We start from the raw sequence: 15,732 nt of genomic DNA, 5'->3' as shown, positions 1-15,732 counted from the left end.
CCGACATCGATAGTTTCGCGGGCTTGGAATAGGTCGGCGACGAAGTTGCTGCGTTCGCGTGCCGCGGCCGTGAACTTTCGCTGCCACATGCGGTTTACATCGCACCTGTCACTGCCCATATTCTGATCCAGAAAAGGACAGCCGACATCTCCCGAACCGCCGCCCAACATTGGATAGAGCCGCACGCGCATGGCATTTATGTGAAGCCTGCAGACATATGGATTGATCCGTCGCGCCCTGCCGCGCGCGCGCTTGTCACCCATGGCCATGCGGACCATGCACGCAGCGGTCATGGCGCGGTGTGGGCTACACCCGAAACGCTTGCGATCATGGCGCTGCGATATGGAACCGAAATGGGCACGCCAGTGCCCTATGGCGAGGGCTTCGAACATGGCGGCGTGAAAATAAGCTTTCACCCCGCGGGACATGTGCTGGGGTCAGCGCAGATATTGCTTGAACATGCCGGCGAGCGGGTTGTCGTGACCGGGGATTATAAGCGGCGCTTTGACCCGACATGCACCCCGTTTGAACCCGTTGCCTGCGATGTTTTGATTACCGAAGCAACCTTTGGCCTTCCCGTATTCACGCATCCGCCAATTGAGGACGAGATCGCCAAATTGCTCGCCGCCCGCGAAGCCAATGTCGATGGCTGCATTGTCGTGGGTGCCTATGCGTTGGGTAAGGCGCAGAGGGTCATCGCTGAGCTGCGCAGAGCGGGATACGACGCCCCCATTTATATCCATGGCGCGATGCAGAAAATGTGCGAGCTATACGCCGCGCACAATGTGCCGCTGGGCGACCTGATCATGGCAACGGGCCTTGCCAAATCGGAAATGAAAGGCGCGATTGTTATAGCGCCGCCTTCCGCGATGAATGACCGTTGGGCACGGCGACTACCGGAACCCATAACCGCGATGGCATCGGGGTGGATGCGGGTCCGCCAACGCGCGCGACAGCGCAATGTCGAACTGCCTTTGGTCATTTCGGACCATGCCGACTGGACAGAGTTGACCGATACGCTTCTTGAACTGCGCCCTTCAGAAACCTGGATTACCCATGGCCGCACCGATGCGCTGGGTCGGTGGTGTGAGCTGCACCAGTTGAAGGCGCGCGCGCTTGATCTTGTTGGCCGCGAAGACGAGGACGAAGGCTGATGCAAGCTTTTGCCGCGCTCATCGATGGCTTGGTCTACACACGGTCGCGCGATTTGAAGATCCGCTTGATCGCCGATTATCTGCGTATAACACCGGATCCTGATCGCGGCTGGGCCTTGGCGGCACTTGCCGGAACGCTGAACATTGCAACGGTCAAAGCTGCGGCCATTCGCGCGATGGCAGAGGAACGTTTCGATCCCATGCTGTTCCGCATGAGCCGCGATTATGTTGGCGATACTGCCGAAACGGTCGCGCTGATGTGGCCAGACAAGAGCAGCGGCGATGGCGCACCGACCGTGTCCGAAGTCATCGATCTGTTGAACAGCACCAGCCGCGCGCGCGCTCCGGCGGTGTTGGCGGAATTGATGGACCGGCTGGATGCCAATGGCCGTTATGCGTTGCTAAAGCTTGCAACGGGCGGCATGCGGGTGGGCATATCTGCGCGTCTTGCCAAGACCGCTTTCGGGCAAGCCTTTGGCGTGTCCGTCGATGATGTTGAGGAGGTGTGGCACGCGCTTCGCCCGCCTTACACCGAGCTTTTTGCATGGGGCGAAGGGCGGACCGAACGACCCGATCCCGCCGACAGCGCGTTTTTCCGGCCCTTCATGCTCGCGCATCCGCTTGAGGATGGCAGCGTGCATCTTGATGAATTTGTCGCTGAGTGGAAATGGGATGGCATCCGTATCCAGATTGCGTCGACCGGCGGCGAAACCCGCTTGTTCAGCCGCGGCGGTGACGAGGTTACGGGGGCGTTCCCCGAAATAGCGGCGGCGTTCAATGGCGTCGGCGTGGTCGACGGCGAATTGCTGGTACGCGGCGACGTGCAGGGCGGTGAGGCCGCCAGCTTCAATGCGTTGCAGCAACGGCTGGGCCGCAAGAATGTCACGGCAGCCATGCAGGCGGAATATCGGGTGTTTGTCCGCCTGTACGACATATTGTTCGACGGCGCGGAGGATTTGCGCAGTCAGCCATGGACCGCGCGGCGTGACCGGCTTGAACGGTTCACGGCCAATCTGAACCCCGCGCGTTTCGATTTGTCCGCGGTCATCGCGGCGCGCGATTTTGAACATCTCGCCGAAATCCGTGCCGCTGCGCGTGAGGCAGCGATTGAAGGCGTGATGCTTAAGCGGCGCGATTCGCCCTACCTGGCGGGGCGTAAGGTCGGTTTGTGGTACAAATGGAAACGCGAGCCGCTCGTGGCCGATTGCGTGATGATGTATGCGCAGCGGGGGAGTGGAAAACGCTCCTCATATTATTCCGACTACACCTTTGGTTGTTGGACCGAAAATGGCAATTTGTTGCCGGTTGGAAAGGCCTATTCCGGGTTCAGCGATGAAGAGCTGAAATGGCTCGACCGCTTTGTCCGGAACAACACCGTTGCCCGTTTCGGTCCGGTCCGCGAAGTGGAAAAGTCGCTGGTGCTTGAGGTCGCGTTTGACGCGGTGCATGAATCCAAGCGGCATAAATCAGGCGTGGCTATGCGGTTCCCGCGCATATCGCGTTTGCGCAGGGACAAGCCTGCGGAAGAAGCGGACACCATATCCGCCTTGCGCGCGATGTTCGATTAGAGGAACGCCTTTACGTCGGCCATGAAGCGGTCGAACTGGTCATGGTGCAACCAATGACCCGCATTTTCATATTCGACGAATTTTGCCGATGCAAAATGCGCGGCGCGGCCATCTTTTTCCGGGTTTGACGCCCAACTGTCGGCACCATACATCATCAACATCGGGCAGGTGATCGACTGCCATATTGCGAACAAATCTTCGCGTGGCATATCGAATATTGCCCAGATGTTGAGGTAATTGTCGAACTTCCAGCTCCAGCTGCCATCCTCGTTCCGGCTGATGCCGTGCACCGTCAGATGGCGCGCCTGTTCGTCGGTTAGATAGCTGTTTTCCGCCTTCATCCGTTCATAGGCTGCTTCAATATTGGGATAGCGTTTCGGGGTACGGCCAGCCGCATTGCGTTTGTCCTCAATCCACTCCCGGAAACGTTTCTGGATGCCGATTGCATCCCGCTCCGCCAGCACTTTTGGTGATGGACCTAGCCCCTCAATATTGACCATCTTGCGGACATTTTCAGGGTAGAGCCCCGCATAGCGCGTGGCGATATTGCCGCCCATCGAGTGCGCAATGATGCTGACGGGGGCAAGGTTCAACTGGTGAATGAGCTGCGCCAGATCATAGACAAAGGCAGACAATTCGTAATTGCCGTCGGGTGACCATGCGCTGTCGCCATGGCCGCGCAGGTCAGGTGCGATGATGTGCCAATCGTGGCGTAGCTCTTCGGCCACCCAGTCCCAGCTGCGCGCATGGTCGCGACCGCCATGGACCAAAAGCAACGGTGGCGCATCGGGATTGCCCCAATCGACGTAGTTCAGCCGAAGGCGCTGCGAAATAAAGCTGTTTGTGATGGGGCCATGTAAAGTCATTCCGCAGCCAGTAATTGTTCCGCACCACCAAGGTCAACCGATACCAACCGGCTGATGCCTTGTTCGACCATTGTGACGCCAAATAGCCGGTGCATTCGGCTCATGGTGACGGCGTTATGCGTGACAATCAGGTAGCGTGTGTCGGTTTCGCGCGTCATTGCTTCCAACAAATCGCAGAAACGTTCGATATTCGCATCGTCCAGCGGGGCGTCAACTTCGTCAAGAACACATATCGGCGCTGGGTTGGTGAGGAACAATCCAAAGATGAGCGCGACCGCCGTCAGTGCCTGCTCTCCGCCCGACAAAAGCGTCAGCGACTGCAGCTTTTTGCCCGGTGGCTGCGCGAATATCTCAAGCCCCGCCTCAAGCGGGTCTTCGCTGTCGATCAATGCCAGATGCGCTTGGCCGCCGTTGAACAGCGTTGCGAAGAGCCGGCGGAAATGTCCGTCCACTGCCTCAAACGCCGCCAGCAAGCGCGCTCTGCCCTCGCGATTTAAGCTACCGATGGAACCGCGCAGGCGGTTAATCGCGAGCGTCAGCTCTTCACTTTCTGCCGCGCCGGCACCTTGTTGCGCCTCAAGCTCCGCGAGTTCATCAGCAGCGATCAGATTTACCGGCCCAATACGCTCACGCTCATTTTGCAGCCGGTCAAGCCGTGCGGACTCCACTGACGCATCTTCCATCGCATGTTCATCGAATCCGAGCTTTTCGGGAAGCACCGGCGGCGGGCATTCAAAGCGCTCGCCCGATATTCGCCCCATTTCGACGCGGCGATGTTCCTGATTTTCCGCGCGTGCTTCGGCGCCAGCGCGGGCCTCGCGGGCAACGGAAAGCGCCTCGGCCGCGGTTGCGAGTTCGTTTTCCAGTTCCCGAAGCGTTTTTTCGCAGGCACTTTCTGTGACTTGAAGGCCATTCAGCTTTTCGGCCAGCTGTTCTTTGTCCGCGCGCAGGCTTGCGATCTCGCGTGCCAGAATTTCGGGCCGCCCTTCCATCGCTTCCTGCTCAGCAGCAATATCTGCGCTGCGCTTGTTCATGTCGGCGATCCGGCGTTCCGCTTCGCCAGCGCGTTCCTGCCATCCCCGGATTTCGGCAAGCGCGACGGCACGTCGTTCGCGGGTTTGTGCAATGCGCTGTTCAAGCGAGGACAAATCCGCCTGACTGCGCGCCAGCAGCTCGCGCGCGGCTTCGTTCGCGACCACGAGCTTTTGCACGAGGTCCGAATGATGCGTGCCATCTGGCAACGCGGCACGGGCGGCTTCTGCTGCGGCTTGTTCAGCCTTTGCTTCGGCGAGCTCTTGTTCGCTGGCCGCCATACGGTCCAGCAACGCGGCCTTTGCAGATTTAAGCCGCGCCAGCGCATCTTCGGCTTGATCCACCGCGCGCAAAGCCTGCCGCAATTGCCCTTCGGTTTCGGCGCGCGCCGCGGCGGCCGCCCGAACAGCATCTTGCGCGGCGCCGATAGCATCCGTCATCTGCGCAAGTGCCTCGGCCTGTTCAGCCAACGCCGCTTCTGCGGGCGGTATCAATGCATTCAGTTCCGCCAGCCGGTTTGCCCGGACCAGCAGCTCGGCGGTCGTTGCGCCGTCGCCATCGGTGGCAAATCCATCCCATCGGCGCAATCGCCCGGAAAGCGTCACGAGGCGCTCACCCGGTGTCAGTGCTGTGCCATTATCTTGTTCGACAACCCGCACGTGCGAAAGGCGTGCAGCCAATTCTTGGGGTGCGTCGACATAATGAATCAGGGCATTGTCGGCCAAAGCGTCCATTGCGGGCGTCCCGCCCAGCCAACGGCGTCCGGCATCACCACCAATGGTGGCATCGGCATCATCACCCAGCGCAGCGGCCAATGCGCGTTCGTAGCCCGGCCGAACTGTGATACGGTTAATCGCCTTGTCGCCGTCCCCTTTGGCAAGCGACCGTTCGAGCGCATTTTGCTCGGTCAACAAGCCCGCGAGCTCTGCTTTGGCACTGGCTAGGCTGGCCTGCGCGCCGTCGCGTGCCGCGATCAGTTCGGTCCTACGCGTTTCTGCCGCTTCGCTGGCTTCGGTATTTTCCTGTAAATGCTTTTGTAAGGTAGCAACGCTGGCTTCTGCCGATTTTTTGGCAGATTCACATGCCGCGTCATCGCCCAAGGCGTCCCGCTCGCTGGCCATGCGCGCAACTGCGCCCGCTGCCCGCTCGGCACGCACGGTTGCCGCTGCAACGGCGGCATCGGCCACGCGTAATTCGGCGTCGGCTCTGGCTTGCTCGGCGGCGGCCTTTGCCAAGGCAATTTCGCTTTCGCGGGCCTGACGTTCGACATTTTCGGCCGCGTGCAATAGGGCAGGGCGTTCTTCTTCCTGCGCCTTGATCTGTTCCGATAAAGCCACGCTCTCGCTCTGAAGGTGCGCGAGCGCGTCCGCTGCGTCATGGGTTAACTTGCCCTCACGCGCGCCATCTTCGGCCATGCGGGACGCTTGCGCAGACAAATCCGATTGCCGCTGCAATATCCGTTCCTGCTCACCTGTGAGTTGGACGAGCTTGTTGGAAACGTCATTGGCGGCATCGCGTGCTGCCATTGCAACGGCGCGGGCGTTTGCCAATTGAGTCACGGCGTCCTGTTGCCGTTCGGTTAAAGCCCGCTGCGTGGCGGCGGCGCTGTCTACCGCTGTAGTCGCGGCATTGGCTTCAGCCCGCGCGGCATCAGCCGCAGCCTTGGCTTCACGCCAACGCACGAAAATAAGCCGGGCTTCGGCCTGTAATATGTCTTTTGACAAGGTGCGGTAGCGTTCGGCCTGTTTGGCCTGCCGCCGCAATTGCCCCGCGCGGGCATCCATATCGGCAAGGATCGTTGCCAGCCGTGCAAGGTTGCTTTCTGCGGCGCGCAGTTTCTGTTCGGCGTCTTTGCGGCGCACGTGCAGTCCGGAGATGCCAGCCGCTTCCTCCAGCATCTGCCGCCGTTCCTGTGGCTTGGCAGAGATGATCGCGCCAATCCGGCCCTGACTGACGAGGGCAGGCGAATGTGCGCCTGTGGCGGCGTCGGCGAAGATGAGCGCGACATCTTTGGCGCGCACGTCCCTGCCGTTCGATCGATAGGCCGATCCAGCGCCGCGCTCTATCCGCCGGGTAACTTCCAGTTCCTGATCGCCGTCCGTTGCAGTGTCACCATCATCGCTACGTTCCGCCAATATAGTGACTTCGGCAAAGTCACGTGGCGGGCGGGACGCTGTACCCGCAAAGATGACGTCCTCCATGCCAGCGCCGCGCATCGATTTTGCGCTGCTCTCGCCCATGACCCAACGGATCGCTTCCAGCAGGTTGGATTTGCCGCAGCCATTGGGCCCGACGATGCCCGTCAGGCCGTTTTCGATCCGCAATTCGGCGGGCTCGACAAAGCTTTTGAAGCCGACAAGTTTCAGCTTCTTTATCCGCAACGGGCCGCCCCTTTCGCGAATGAGGCTATGTCAGTGCCCCCCCGAGCCATATTTAGCGCGCGCCAGCCTCGATCAGCTTGGTCTTCACCTGGTTCCACGAACTGGCGTCCAGCTTTGCTCCGTTGAGGATGAAGAACGGCGTTCCAGTTACGCCGTCATCTTTTGTACCGCGCTCGGTGGTCTTGATCAGGGCATCGATTGCCGCTTTGTCGGACAGACATGCCTTGGCTTGGTCTTCGCTAATGCCACGCGACTTTACGAATTCGATCAGGCCCATCTTTGTGCCCAGCAAGGTTGCAATTTGCTCTGGCGACATTTTCTGCATGGCTTGCTGATCTGCCTCGGTCACCGTGCTGATTTTGCCCAGCCAGCTTGGCTGTTCGGCATATAGCTGGTCGGTCAGTGGAAAAAATGCCTCAGGACCGCTGCATTGTGCCAGCAGGAAACCGGGAACGTCCTGAATGCCATGCACCAGAAACGGCCGAAATTCCATCGATACGCGGCCGCTGTTGACGATTTCGTGCAGCTCTTCCGATGCCTGCGCAGCGAATTGCGCACAAGTGGGGCAGGTAATGGCGCCATATTCGACCAGCTTCAACGGCGCATCCGGATTGCCCATTTTGTAGCCACCGAATTCGGTTTTGCTCACAACATCGACCCATGCCGTGCCGGCGGGCGCTGCTATCTTAGCGATCGGTTCGCCTTTCGGCGCGCCCGCTGTGTCACCGCCGCTACAGGCTGCGAGTGCCAAAACCGCTAATGTTGTCGAAATGAGTGTCTTGATACGCATGGGATATCCTTCAATTTGGGATGTCGAATTACTTCAATACGGCTTTCAGTTCGGCCGCATTATGGATGTGGTCTTGCAAGACGCCATTGACCATGAATGACGGCGTGCCACGCACGCCCAGCGCGGCTCCAGCTTCCGTCATATCAATAACCGCTTTCAGTGCGGCCTTATCTGCCAGGCAGACTTTCGCCTGCGCTGGCGTAATGCCGCGCTGTTGCATGATTGACCCAAGCTCGAGTGCGTCAAACGCGCCAATCATGAAACCGGCATAATCTGCGGATTTAAGCTTTGCCTGTATTTCAGGGCTTATATTTTTGGTCTTGCCCAACCAGATGGATTGGGTTGCGAACAAATGCCGCTGATTACCAAAGAACTTACCCTTACCACCGCAGCGCGCAAGCACCGCAGCGGTCAGATCAACCGCATTCAAAACCATATTTCGCACTTCGAAGCTGGCTTTGCCAGTTGCAACCGACTGCGCCTTGAATGCGGGCGCTTCTTTCAATTCGAAATCGGCACAATGGCCGCAGGTGTAGCTGAGATATTCGACAACCTTATTCGGGGCTGCCGGATTACCCAAAACATGCGCGCCTTTGTCGGTCACCGTAACGGTGGAAAGCCATTTGCTTGGCGCAGGGGCCGCGGCCAGAGTCGCGGAAAGCGACGCAGCGCCCAACAAGAGGAAAAACAGGGACTTTTTTGTACGCAACATCAACATAGCCTTAGCCATTGAAACCATGACGTGCATCTGGAATCACTCGCTGCCTTTGGCAAGGCTTTTTGCAAGACTTTCGAGCACGGCAAACAGTTCGGGATCACCGATTTCGCGCAGAGATTCGCCCAATTCCATCGGTATAGGCTTTAGCGAAGGCGGCGCTATCGGTTGCCGTGCGGGTGGCTTTGCAACCGGCCCTTGGCGGACCTTCACCCGCGCGACCGCGCCATAGCCGAAAAAGCGGTTCACGCGGTCGATAATTTCGGGAAGCACATGCTGGATCATCGTGGCATGCGCGCCTTCAACGGTCAGCTCAAGTGTGCCATCGGATTTTTTGCCAATGGGAAAACGGATCGCCTCTGGCGCAGACACAGCGGCGTAACGCGCGCCGACAATTTCGTCCCAGCGGCTAACCACCGAACTTTGCACAAAGCCAAAGCGTCGGAACGCGGCCCGGCCAATTTCGGGCATCAGTGCGGACACCGCTTTGGCTTCGCCGCCGCGCGGACGCTGAAACGTCTTGGGCGTTACCGGCTTTTTCGGGCCCTTTGGCGCTGTTGGTGGCTTGCCTTTATCCATCACCTAATCCATGCCATTTTACATGCCTGCCGTCCAACAGACTGACCAGAATTCTGGGGATATCGCCGAGCGTCTGCTGGCGCATTATGATGTCCATGCCCGAACCTTGCCATGGCGGAAATTGCCGGGGCAGGGTTTCGCCGACCCATATCATGTCTGGTTGTCGGAAATCATGTTGCAGCAGACCACGGTCGCCGCCGTCGGTGCCTATTTCCGCACATTCACCCAGACGTGGCCCAATTTTGCGGCGCTGGCCGCAGCTTATGATGCTGATGTTATGGCCGCATGGGCCGGGCTTGGTTATTATGCCCGTGCCCGCAATCTGTTAAAATGCGCGCGCGTGGTGGTTTCCGAATATCAGGGGCAGTTGCCTTCTTATGAAGCAGATTTGTTGAAGCTACCCGGCATCGGTCCTTACACCGCCGCGGCGATTGCCGCGATTGCATTTGGGCGGCGCGCGGTGGTGGTCGACGCCAATGTCGAGCGCGTGGTGTCACGCCTATTTGCGATATCAACGCCGCTGCCGCAGGCAAAGCCACGCATTCGCGCGGCTACCGATAGCATCACGCCCGAACTGAGGGCAGGCGATTTTGCGCAGGCGATGATGGATCTGGGCGCGGGTATTTGCTCGGTACGATCGCCGTCGTGCCTGATTTGCCCCATCCAATCCGCATGTGCCGCCTTTCGTGCAGGCAATCCCGAAACCTATCGCGCAAAACTGCCAAAAAGCCCCAAACCGCAACGGGTGGGGCATGTGTACTGGATTGAACGAGATGCCCATGTCTGGCTGCTGCGCCGTGATGATCGCGGTTTGCTTGCGGGCATGCGGGCATTGCCGGATGACCGATGGACAGCGCGCATCGACGGTGACGCAATTCCACCTGCGGCAGCCAATTGGCAAAAATTGCCCACGCAGGTTGCGCATATATTCACGCATTTTTCCCTGACCCTGAATATTGCCGTTACGTCATGGCCTGCAGACGCAGACGGCCCCGGTGAGGGCGAATGGTGGCCGCTAAAATCGCTCGACAAGGCTGGTCTGCCGACCCTATTCAGAAAAGTGACTGAGGCGGTTTTGAACGCAGGAGAGAGATGATGGACGTACAAGCAACAGGCCAGATCATGTTGGGTCGGCGCGGATTACTCGCATGGGGCGGGCGACTGGCAGGCGCCGGCGCCGTTGGTGCGTTCTTGCCCGGCATGGCTTGGGCGCAGGCTGCCGAGAAATACCCGACGATTAAAGCTGAATTCGACAGCTATGTTTCATCGGGCAAGCTTCCGGGTGTTTTGGCAACGATTGGCCGTGCGTCTGGTCTGCCAGACGTCATTGCCGTTGGTACGCAAGGTCTGGGCGAAAAAACGCCTGTCAATATCGACACATTATGGCGCGTCTATTCGATGACGAAGCCCATCACGGGCATGGCCGCGATGATTTTGGTTGGCGAAGGCAAGATGAAGCTTGACCAACCCATCTCCGAATTTCTGCCTGAATTCGCCAATATGAAGGTGTTGACCGATCCTGAAAAAAGCATGGATGCGGTTCCGGCCAAGAACCAGATTACGGTTCGCCACTTGTTGACGCATACGGCTGGTCTTGGATATTCCATCATCACCAAGGGGCCGTTGCTGCAGGCCTATCTGGACAACGGCATTACGCCGGGCATCGTCAGCCGCTTCCCTATCCCCGGCCAACCAACCAGCACGCCGACCCCCGATCTGAAGACATTTTCTGAACGGCTTGCCAAATTGCCGTTGGTTGCAGAGCCCGGAACCAAATGGAGCTATTCCATCTCGCTCGATTTGTTGGGCCGCGTGATTGAAGTTGCCAGCGGCATGGATTTTGAGGCTTTCCTCAAGACACGCATTTTCGAGCCGCTGAAAATGAACAGCAGCTATTTCCAAGTTCCAAAGTCGGAAACGCCGCGATTGGTTTCCAACTATGCGCCCGTGAACGGCGTCCTGTTCCCAATCGATCCCGCGGCGACGAGCATCTATCTCGACAAGCCCGCCTTTGCCTTTGGTGGCGCAGGTGTGGTCTGTTCGGCGCGCGATTATGACCGTTTCCTCAACATGCTTGCCAATTATGGTGAGCTGGACGGCGTGCGGATTATGTCGCCAAAAACTGCTGCGCTCGCAATGTCCGATCTGTTGCCCCCTGCTGTGTCAACGGACGGTGCCTTTTTATCAGGCGCAGGCTTTGGCGCGGGCGGGCGCGTTGGCAAGGGCGCGAACGAAGGTGTGTACGGCTGGGGTGGCGCTGCTGGCACCGTTGCGTTCGTCGACCCGAAGCGCAAGTTGCGCGCGATTTGCATGGCGCAATATATGCCAAGCAGCGCCTATCCGTTCCACGAGAATTTCGCAAAATGGGTCCTGAAGGACCTTGGCCTGCCAGCCTGATCCGATGATGTCGCCAGGGTTCACGGGCTCACCGCTCGATCGCGCTGACCGCGTGCGCAATGATGCAGAAGCCTATGGCGTTTTGCTGGCTGACTGGCGTGCGCGGGTTTTGGGTCTCGATGGCCTTGACCCCCGCGTCAGCGACGCAGGCGGCTTGCATTGGCATTCGATGGCAGAATTGGATGGTTCGGAAGAACTGATCTTACTTGGCCTGTCTGATGATAAGCCGCATTTTGTCGCCGTCGTCGACGCTGCCGGAGATGCATTTCGTTCGCCCGCTATCTGGCGTGCACTGTCCATGCTGCCTGCCGAAGACGCCGCAATTTACGGCACCGCGCGCAGCCTGATTGAATGGCACAATAACCATCGTTTTTGTGGACGTTGCGGACATGCCACACTGCTGTTCCGTGCAGGCTGGGGCCGCAAATGCGGCAATTGCGCAAAGGAGCATTTCCCGCGCACGGACCCTGTGGTCATCATGCTTGCCGAATATGAAGGCAAAGCGCTGGTGGGACGGCAGTCGCGCTTCCCGCCCGGAAATTACTCGGCACTTGCTGGCTTTTTGGAGCCCGGCGAAAGCATGGAGGAAGCGGTGCGCCGTGAAATTCATGAAGAGGCCGGCGTTACCTGCGGCACCGTGCGCTATGTCACCAGCCAACCATGGCATGTATCGCCGACGCGCAAGGCGACGCGCTGGTTCTCGACACCACCGAAATAGAAGACGCCATGTGGGTCACAAAGGAAGAAGCGCGCGCAGCGCTGGAAGGTGCTTCGGACCGCCGTTTCAACGCGCCGCCGCCTTTTGCGATTGCGCATAGCCTTTTGAAATATTGGGTTTCGCAATGACCTGGGCCGCTGCTCCATTGCGCATTGATATTGTATCCGATGTCGTGTGCCCGTGGTGCATCATCGGTTTAAAGCAGGTGGAAAAAGCGCTGACGCTGGTGGGCCGCGATCTGGCCGTAGAAACCCATTGGCACCCGTTTCAACTTAATCCGAATATGCCCCCTGAAGGCGAAGACACCGCCGAACATATTGCCCGCAAATATGGCAGTACGCCCGAACAGAGCCGCGCCAACCGGCAACGGCTGAGTGACATTGGCGATAGCTTGGGTTTTGCGTTCAACTATGGCGAAGGCATGCGCATCTACAATACGTTCAATGCGCATAAGCTGTTGACGATTTTCGGGAGCGAACGCGGTTGGCAGGCGCAGACTGCGTTGAAGCTTGCGTTGTTCAAGGCCTATTTTCAGGACCGCCGCGATGTAAGCGACACCGAAGTCTTGTGTGATATTGCCGAGGCGCAAGGCATGGATCGCGCAGTGGCCGCCGCGTGGATTGCCGACGCGGCGCTGACCGAAAGCGTGCGTGCGGAAATGGCGCATTGGATGGACCAGAATATCACGGGCGTCCCCGCGATCATCTTTGACCAAAAATTCATGGTTCCGGGCGCGCAAAGCGCCGAGACGTTTGCCGATGTGATCAACAAGGTGTTGGCGAAGCGGGCGGCGGCCTAAACCAGCCCCATCTTCATAAGTTCGCCCAGCATCTTTGGGGACATTTCGTCACGGCCATCGGTTTCGACAGAATCGAGATCCGGCGGCGTGTTCGCTTCCTCAAGATAGCGCCAACCCTGATGCGCCCTTTTTGGCGTTGAACGCACCGCGATCAGGCGCGGTTGAAGCCGAATCCAATGGCGACCGGCGCCATTTTCCATAAAGCCCAAAATCGGGCTTCGGCCGATGATGGTATGCGTGTGGATCCAGAACAGCGAACCACCCGCCATTTCGTCAACGCGCTTGGGCAAATAACGCGTGGTCAGGCGCACTTCACCATCCTGCGCATAAGCCGCGAGTCGCTCGCGCAAATGTTTCGGGCTTTCCGCGCCGAACGCGATTTTGGTCATGTTAAGAGGCATGGGGGTTATTTGGTAACTGCAGTGTTAACCGACAAGACCGCTGAAGACCGCAAGCCCCAAGAAAATAAGGAAGCCCATGGAATCCGTAATCATGGTTACGAATATCGAACTTGATACAGCAGGGTCCTGATCAAGGCGATCAAGCAGAACCGGTATGGCAACACCCGACAGACCGGCCAGCGCGATATTGCACAATATCGCCACCGCAATAACGCCGCCCAGCAGCTGATCGCCAAAAATGATGCCCGCGCCGAACCCGGCAATCACCGCAATCGTTGCACCAATGAGCAGGGCGACCCGAATCTCGCGCCAGATCGACCGCATCGTGTTCGATTGCGTAAGCTGATTGGTTGCCAACGCACGCACCGTCACCGCAAGCGTCTGTGTGCCTGCATTGCCGCCGATCGAGGCAACAATGGGCATGAGAATCGCCAAAGCGACCATGGTTTCAATCGCCGCCCCAAATTGCGCGATGATAAAACTGGCCACCATCGCGGTGCCCAAATTGGCAATCAACCAGCGCACACGTGCTTTATAACTGTCGGAAATAGGCTCGTTAATGTCACCTTCACCGGCACCGGACAGCCGCAAGATATCCTCGTCCGCTTCTTCCTGAATGATGTGCACGATGTCATCGGCCGTGATGACGCCGACGAGCCGTCCTGAACCATCCACAACAGCGGCAGAAATAAGCGCATATTTCTGGAACCGAAGCGCGACTTCTTCCTGATCCATGTCTACGGGTATCAGCGTCTGTTCGTGCTTCATAATGTCGCTGACAGGAACCTTTCGCTGGCTGCGCATGATCCAGCTGAGCTTGCACGTACCCACGGGCTTATGCTGCGGGTCGACGACAAACACTTCCCAGAACTCTGTGGTCAGCTCATGATGGTCGCGCAGATAGTCGATCAGCTGACCCACGGTCATATGCTCTGGCACCGCCACAAGCTCGCGCTGCATGATGCGGCCAGCGGATTCTTCGGGGTAGGACAGCGCGTCTTCGATGACCGCGCGGTCTTCGGGGTCCAGCTCGGCAAGAACGGCCTGCTGGTCCTCTTTCTCCATATCCTCGATAATCGCGACCGCGTCATCGGTATCCAACTGTCCGGCAAGTCCGGCAACTTGCGCCGCGGGCAAGGCGTCAATGATATCCTCGCGGACATAGTCATTGACCTCAGCCAGCACTTCGGCGCTCATCAACTCGCCCATGCTGATGGCAAGGTCGCCGCGCCGTTCAGACGGCGTTAGCTCGAGAAGGTCGGCAATGTCGGCTTCGTGGAGCGGTTCAACCAGCCGGTAGACTTCTTGGGCGTCGCCCGCTTCCATCGCGTCCAGCACGCGGTCGACATATTCGCGGGTCAGACGGTTGTCTTCGTCCAGCGTCTCCAAAATTTCAGTGTCGATGGTCAATGGGTCGGCGATATCGCTTGTCATGTGCGGGCCTCCCATTCGTAATTTTGTGCCTGGACGTTGTAATTGCGCCCCTCCTAAGCGTGCAGCGTTAAATTGCAATGATTTTGGCTTTGCACGCGCGCAATGCATACCCTAGGGGACCGTCAACATTTCCCCAGCCTAAAGGATTATATATATGGCCGATGAAACGCTTACCCTTTCGCTCGACAGCGGCGACGTTGTTATCAAACTTCGCCCTGATCTGGCGCCAAACCATGTTGCCCGTATCAAAGAACTGGCTGGTGAAGGCTTTTACGACGGTGTGAAGTTTCACCGCGTGATTCCCGGATTCATGGCGCAGGGCGGTTGCCCGAACGGCACTGGCATGGGCGGTTCGTCCAAGCCAAATCTGGCGCAGGAATTCAACGCTGAACCGCATGTGCGCGGCGTATGCTCCATGGCGCGGACCAATGACCCGAACACGGCCAACAGCCAGTTCTTCATCTGCTTTGATGATGCGACCTTCCTTGACCGTCAGTATACGGTCTGGGGCCAAGTCACCAGCGGCATGGAACATATCGATGCATTGCCAAAGGGTGAGCCACCTGCGAACCCAGGCGTCATCCGCAAGGCAACAGTCGCCTGACATTAAAAACGCGCGGGAAGCCCAATGGCCGCCCGCGCGTTTTATCCTAATATTTTAGGGTAGTTTATTTGCCTTGGGCCTAGCCTTGCGCAGGCTCGGGCGGACGCATTGCTTCCATGGCAGTTTTTAGTTCAGCCATCGAAATCTTGTCGTCCTTATCGGTGTCGATCATCCCGAAATACTGGACCAATGGTCCCTGTGCTTCGTCCTTAGCGATGAAGCCGTCTTTATTTGCATCGAGAAAAGCAAAGATTTGCTCGGGCTGCGGCGTGCCACCGGCCGGTGGCGGCGGAG

Annotated in this window: 13 protein-coding genes and 2 pseudogenes; 7 read left to right on the top strand and 8 right to left on the bottom strand. The window is 58.4% G+C overall.

Translation table 11 applies throughout. The features are described 5' to 3' along the window. Positions 1–146 precede the first annotated feature (146 nt). Both ACIQ0G_RS02140 and ACIQ0G_RS02135 read left to right on the top strand, forming a co-directional pair. Positions 147–1,154 carry a ligase-associated DNA damage response exonuclease gene (locus tag ACIQ0G_RS02140; RefSeq protein ID WP_397576491.1) on the top strand — a complete coding sequence of 336 codons (1,008 nt, stop codon included), beginning with the start codon at positions 147–149 and terminating at the stop codon, positions 1,152–1,154. Next, on the top strand, positions 1,154–2,722 hold the full coding sequence (locus ACIQ0G_RS02135) for a cisplatin damage response ATP-dependent DNA ligase (protein ID WP_397576476.1): 1,569 nt from the start codon (positions 1,154–1,156) through the stop codon (positions 2,720–2,722). The genes ACIQ0G_RS02140 and ACIQ0G_RS02135 overlap by 1 nt, the downstream gene beginning before the upstream one ends. Here ACIQ0G_RS02135 and ACIQ0G_RS02130 read toward each other — a convergent pair. Genes ACIQ0G_RS02130 through ACIQ0G_RS02110 form a run of 5 tightly spaced genes read right to left on the bottom strand, consistent with a single transcriptional unit; the run spans position 2,719 to position 9,085 of the window. After that, entirely contained in the window at positions 2,719–3,588 is an 870-nt protein-coding gene (locus tag ACIQ0G_RS02130) for an alpha/beta fold hydrolase (protein WP_397576475.1), read from the bottom strand. The two genes, ACIQ0G_RS02135 and ACIQ0G_RS02130, sit on opposite strands and share 4 nt — an antisense overlap. After that, positions 3,585–7,001, bottom strand: coding sequence for a chromosome segregation SMC family protein (locus tag ACIQ0G_RS02125; RefSeq protein WP_397576474.1), 3,417 nt, complete (start codon positions 6,999–7,001; stop codon positions 3,585–3,587). The genes ACIQ0G_RS02130 and ACIQ0G_RS02125 overlap by 4 nt, the downstream gene beginning before the upstream one ends. Positions 7,002–7,053: 52 nt before the next feature. After that, positions 7,054–7,791, bottom strand: a complete 738-nt coding sequence (locus ACIQ0G_RS02120; protein WP_397576473.1) for a DsbA family protein — start codon at positions 7,789–7,791, stop codon at positions 7,054–7,056. A 28-nt stretch (positions 7,792–7,819) separates the two neighbouring features. Then, positions 7,820–8,503 carry a thioredoxin domain-containing protein gene (locus ACIQ0G_RS02115; RefSeq protein ID WP_397576472.1) on the bottom strand — a complete coding sequence of 228 codons (684 nt, stop codon included), beginning with the start codon at positions 8,501–8,503 and terminating at the stop codon, positions 7,820–7,822. Positions 8,504–8,545: 42 nt separating this feature from the next. Then, positions 8,546–9,085, bottom strand: coding sequence for a DciA family protein (locus ACIQ0G_RS02110; protein ID WP_333568938.1), 540 nt, complete (start codon positions 9,083–9,085; stop codon positions 8,546–8,548). Between the two features lie 22 nt (positions 9,086–9,107). Between ACIQ0G_RS02110 and ACIQ0G_RS02105 the strand changes: the two genes are divergently transcribed. The 4 genes and pseudogenes from ACIQ0G_RS02105 (at position 9,108) to ACIQ0G_RS02090 (ending at position 12,999) form a co-directional block, all read left to right on the top strand. Then, the gene (locus tag ACIQ0G_RS02105; RefSeq protein WP_397576471.1) at positions 9,108–10,181 is read left to right on the top strand and encodes an A/G-specific adenine glycosylase; all 1,074 of its coding nucleotides are present in this window, start codon (positions 9,108–9,110) and stop codon (positions 10,179–10,181) included. Beyond that, the gene (locus tag ACIQ0G_RS02100; RefSeq protein WP_397576470.1) at positions 10,178–11,482 is read left to right on the top strand and encodes a serine hydrolase domain-containing protein; all 1,305 of its coding nucleotides are present in this window, start codon (positions 10,178–10,180) and stop codon (positions 11,480–11,482) included. Before ACIQ0G_RS02105 ends, ACIQ0G_RS02100 begins: the two co-directional genes overlap by 4 nt. A gap of 4 nt (positions 11,483–11,486) precedes the next feature. Then, a pseudogene (gene nudC / locus ACIQ0G_RS02095) lies at positions 11,487–12,328 on the top strand (NAD(+) diphosphatase). Further along, positions 12,325–12,999 (top strand): DsbA family oxidoreductase, encoded by a 675-nt coding sequence (locus ACIQ0G_RS02090; RefSeq protein ID WP_397576469.1) that lies wholly within the window; start codon positions 12,325–12,327, stop codon positions 12,997–12,999. The pseudogene nudC and the gene ACIQ0G_RS02090 overlap by 4 nt, the downstream one beginning before the upstream one ends. Here ACIQ0G_RS02090 and ACIQ0G_RS02085 read toward each other — a convergent pair. Then, positions 12,996–13,400, bottom strand: coding sequence for a DUF1489 domain-containing protein (locus tag ACIQ0G_RS02085; protein ID WP_306062885.1), 405 nt, complete (start codon positions 13,398–13,400; stop codon positions 12,996–12,998). The two genes, ACIQ0G_RS02090 and ACIQ0G_RS02085, sit on opposite strands and share 4 nt — an antisense overlap. Before the next feature lie 24 nt (positions 13,401–13,424). Next, a complete protein-coding gene (gene mgtE, locus ACIQ0G_RS02080; RefSeq protein WP_397576468.1) occupies positions 13,425–14,834 on the bottom strand; it encodes a magnesium transporter in 1,410 nt (469 codons plus the stop codon). Positions 14,835–14,988: 154 nt separating this feature from the next. Here mgtE and ACIQ0G_RS02075 point away from each other — a divergent pair, with 154 nt between their 5' ends. Then, a complete protein-coding gene (locus tag ACIQ0G_RS02075; RefSeq protein WP_183941681.1) occupies positions 14,989–15,438 on the top strand; it encodes a peptidylprolyl isomerase in 450 nt (149 codons plus the stop codon). Between the two features lie 79 nt (positions 15,439–15,517). On the opposite strand, the pseudogene ACIQ0G_RS02070 reads toward ACIQ0G_RS02075, so the two are convergent. Beyond that, positions 15,518–15,732, bottom strand: a pseudogene (locus tag ACIQ0G_RS02070) (hypothetical protein); the annotation flags it as partial.

Source organism: Sphingorhabdus sp. (genome assembly GCF_044354325.1).
Taxonomy (GTDB): Bacteria; Pseudomonadota; Alphaproteobacteria; order Sphingomonadales; family Sphingomonadaceae; genus Sphingorhabdus_B.
Note: the sequence above shows the minus strand (reverse complement) of the source record. Positions and strands in the feature narration are given on the sequence as shown.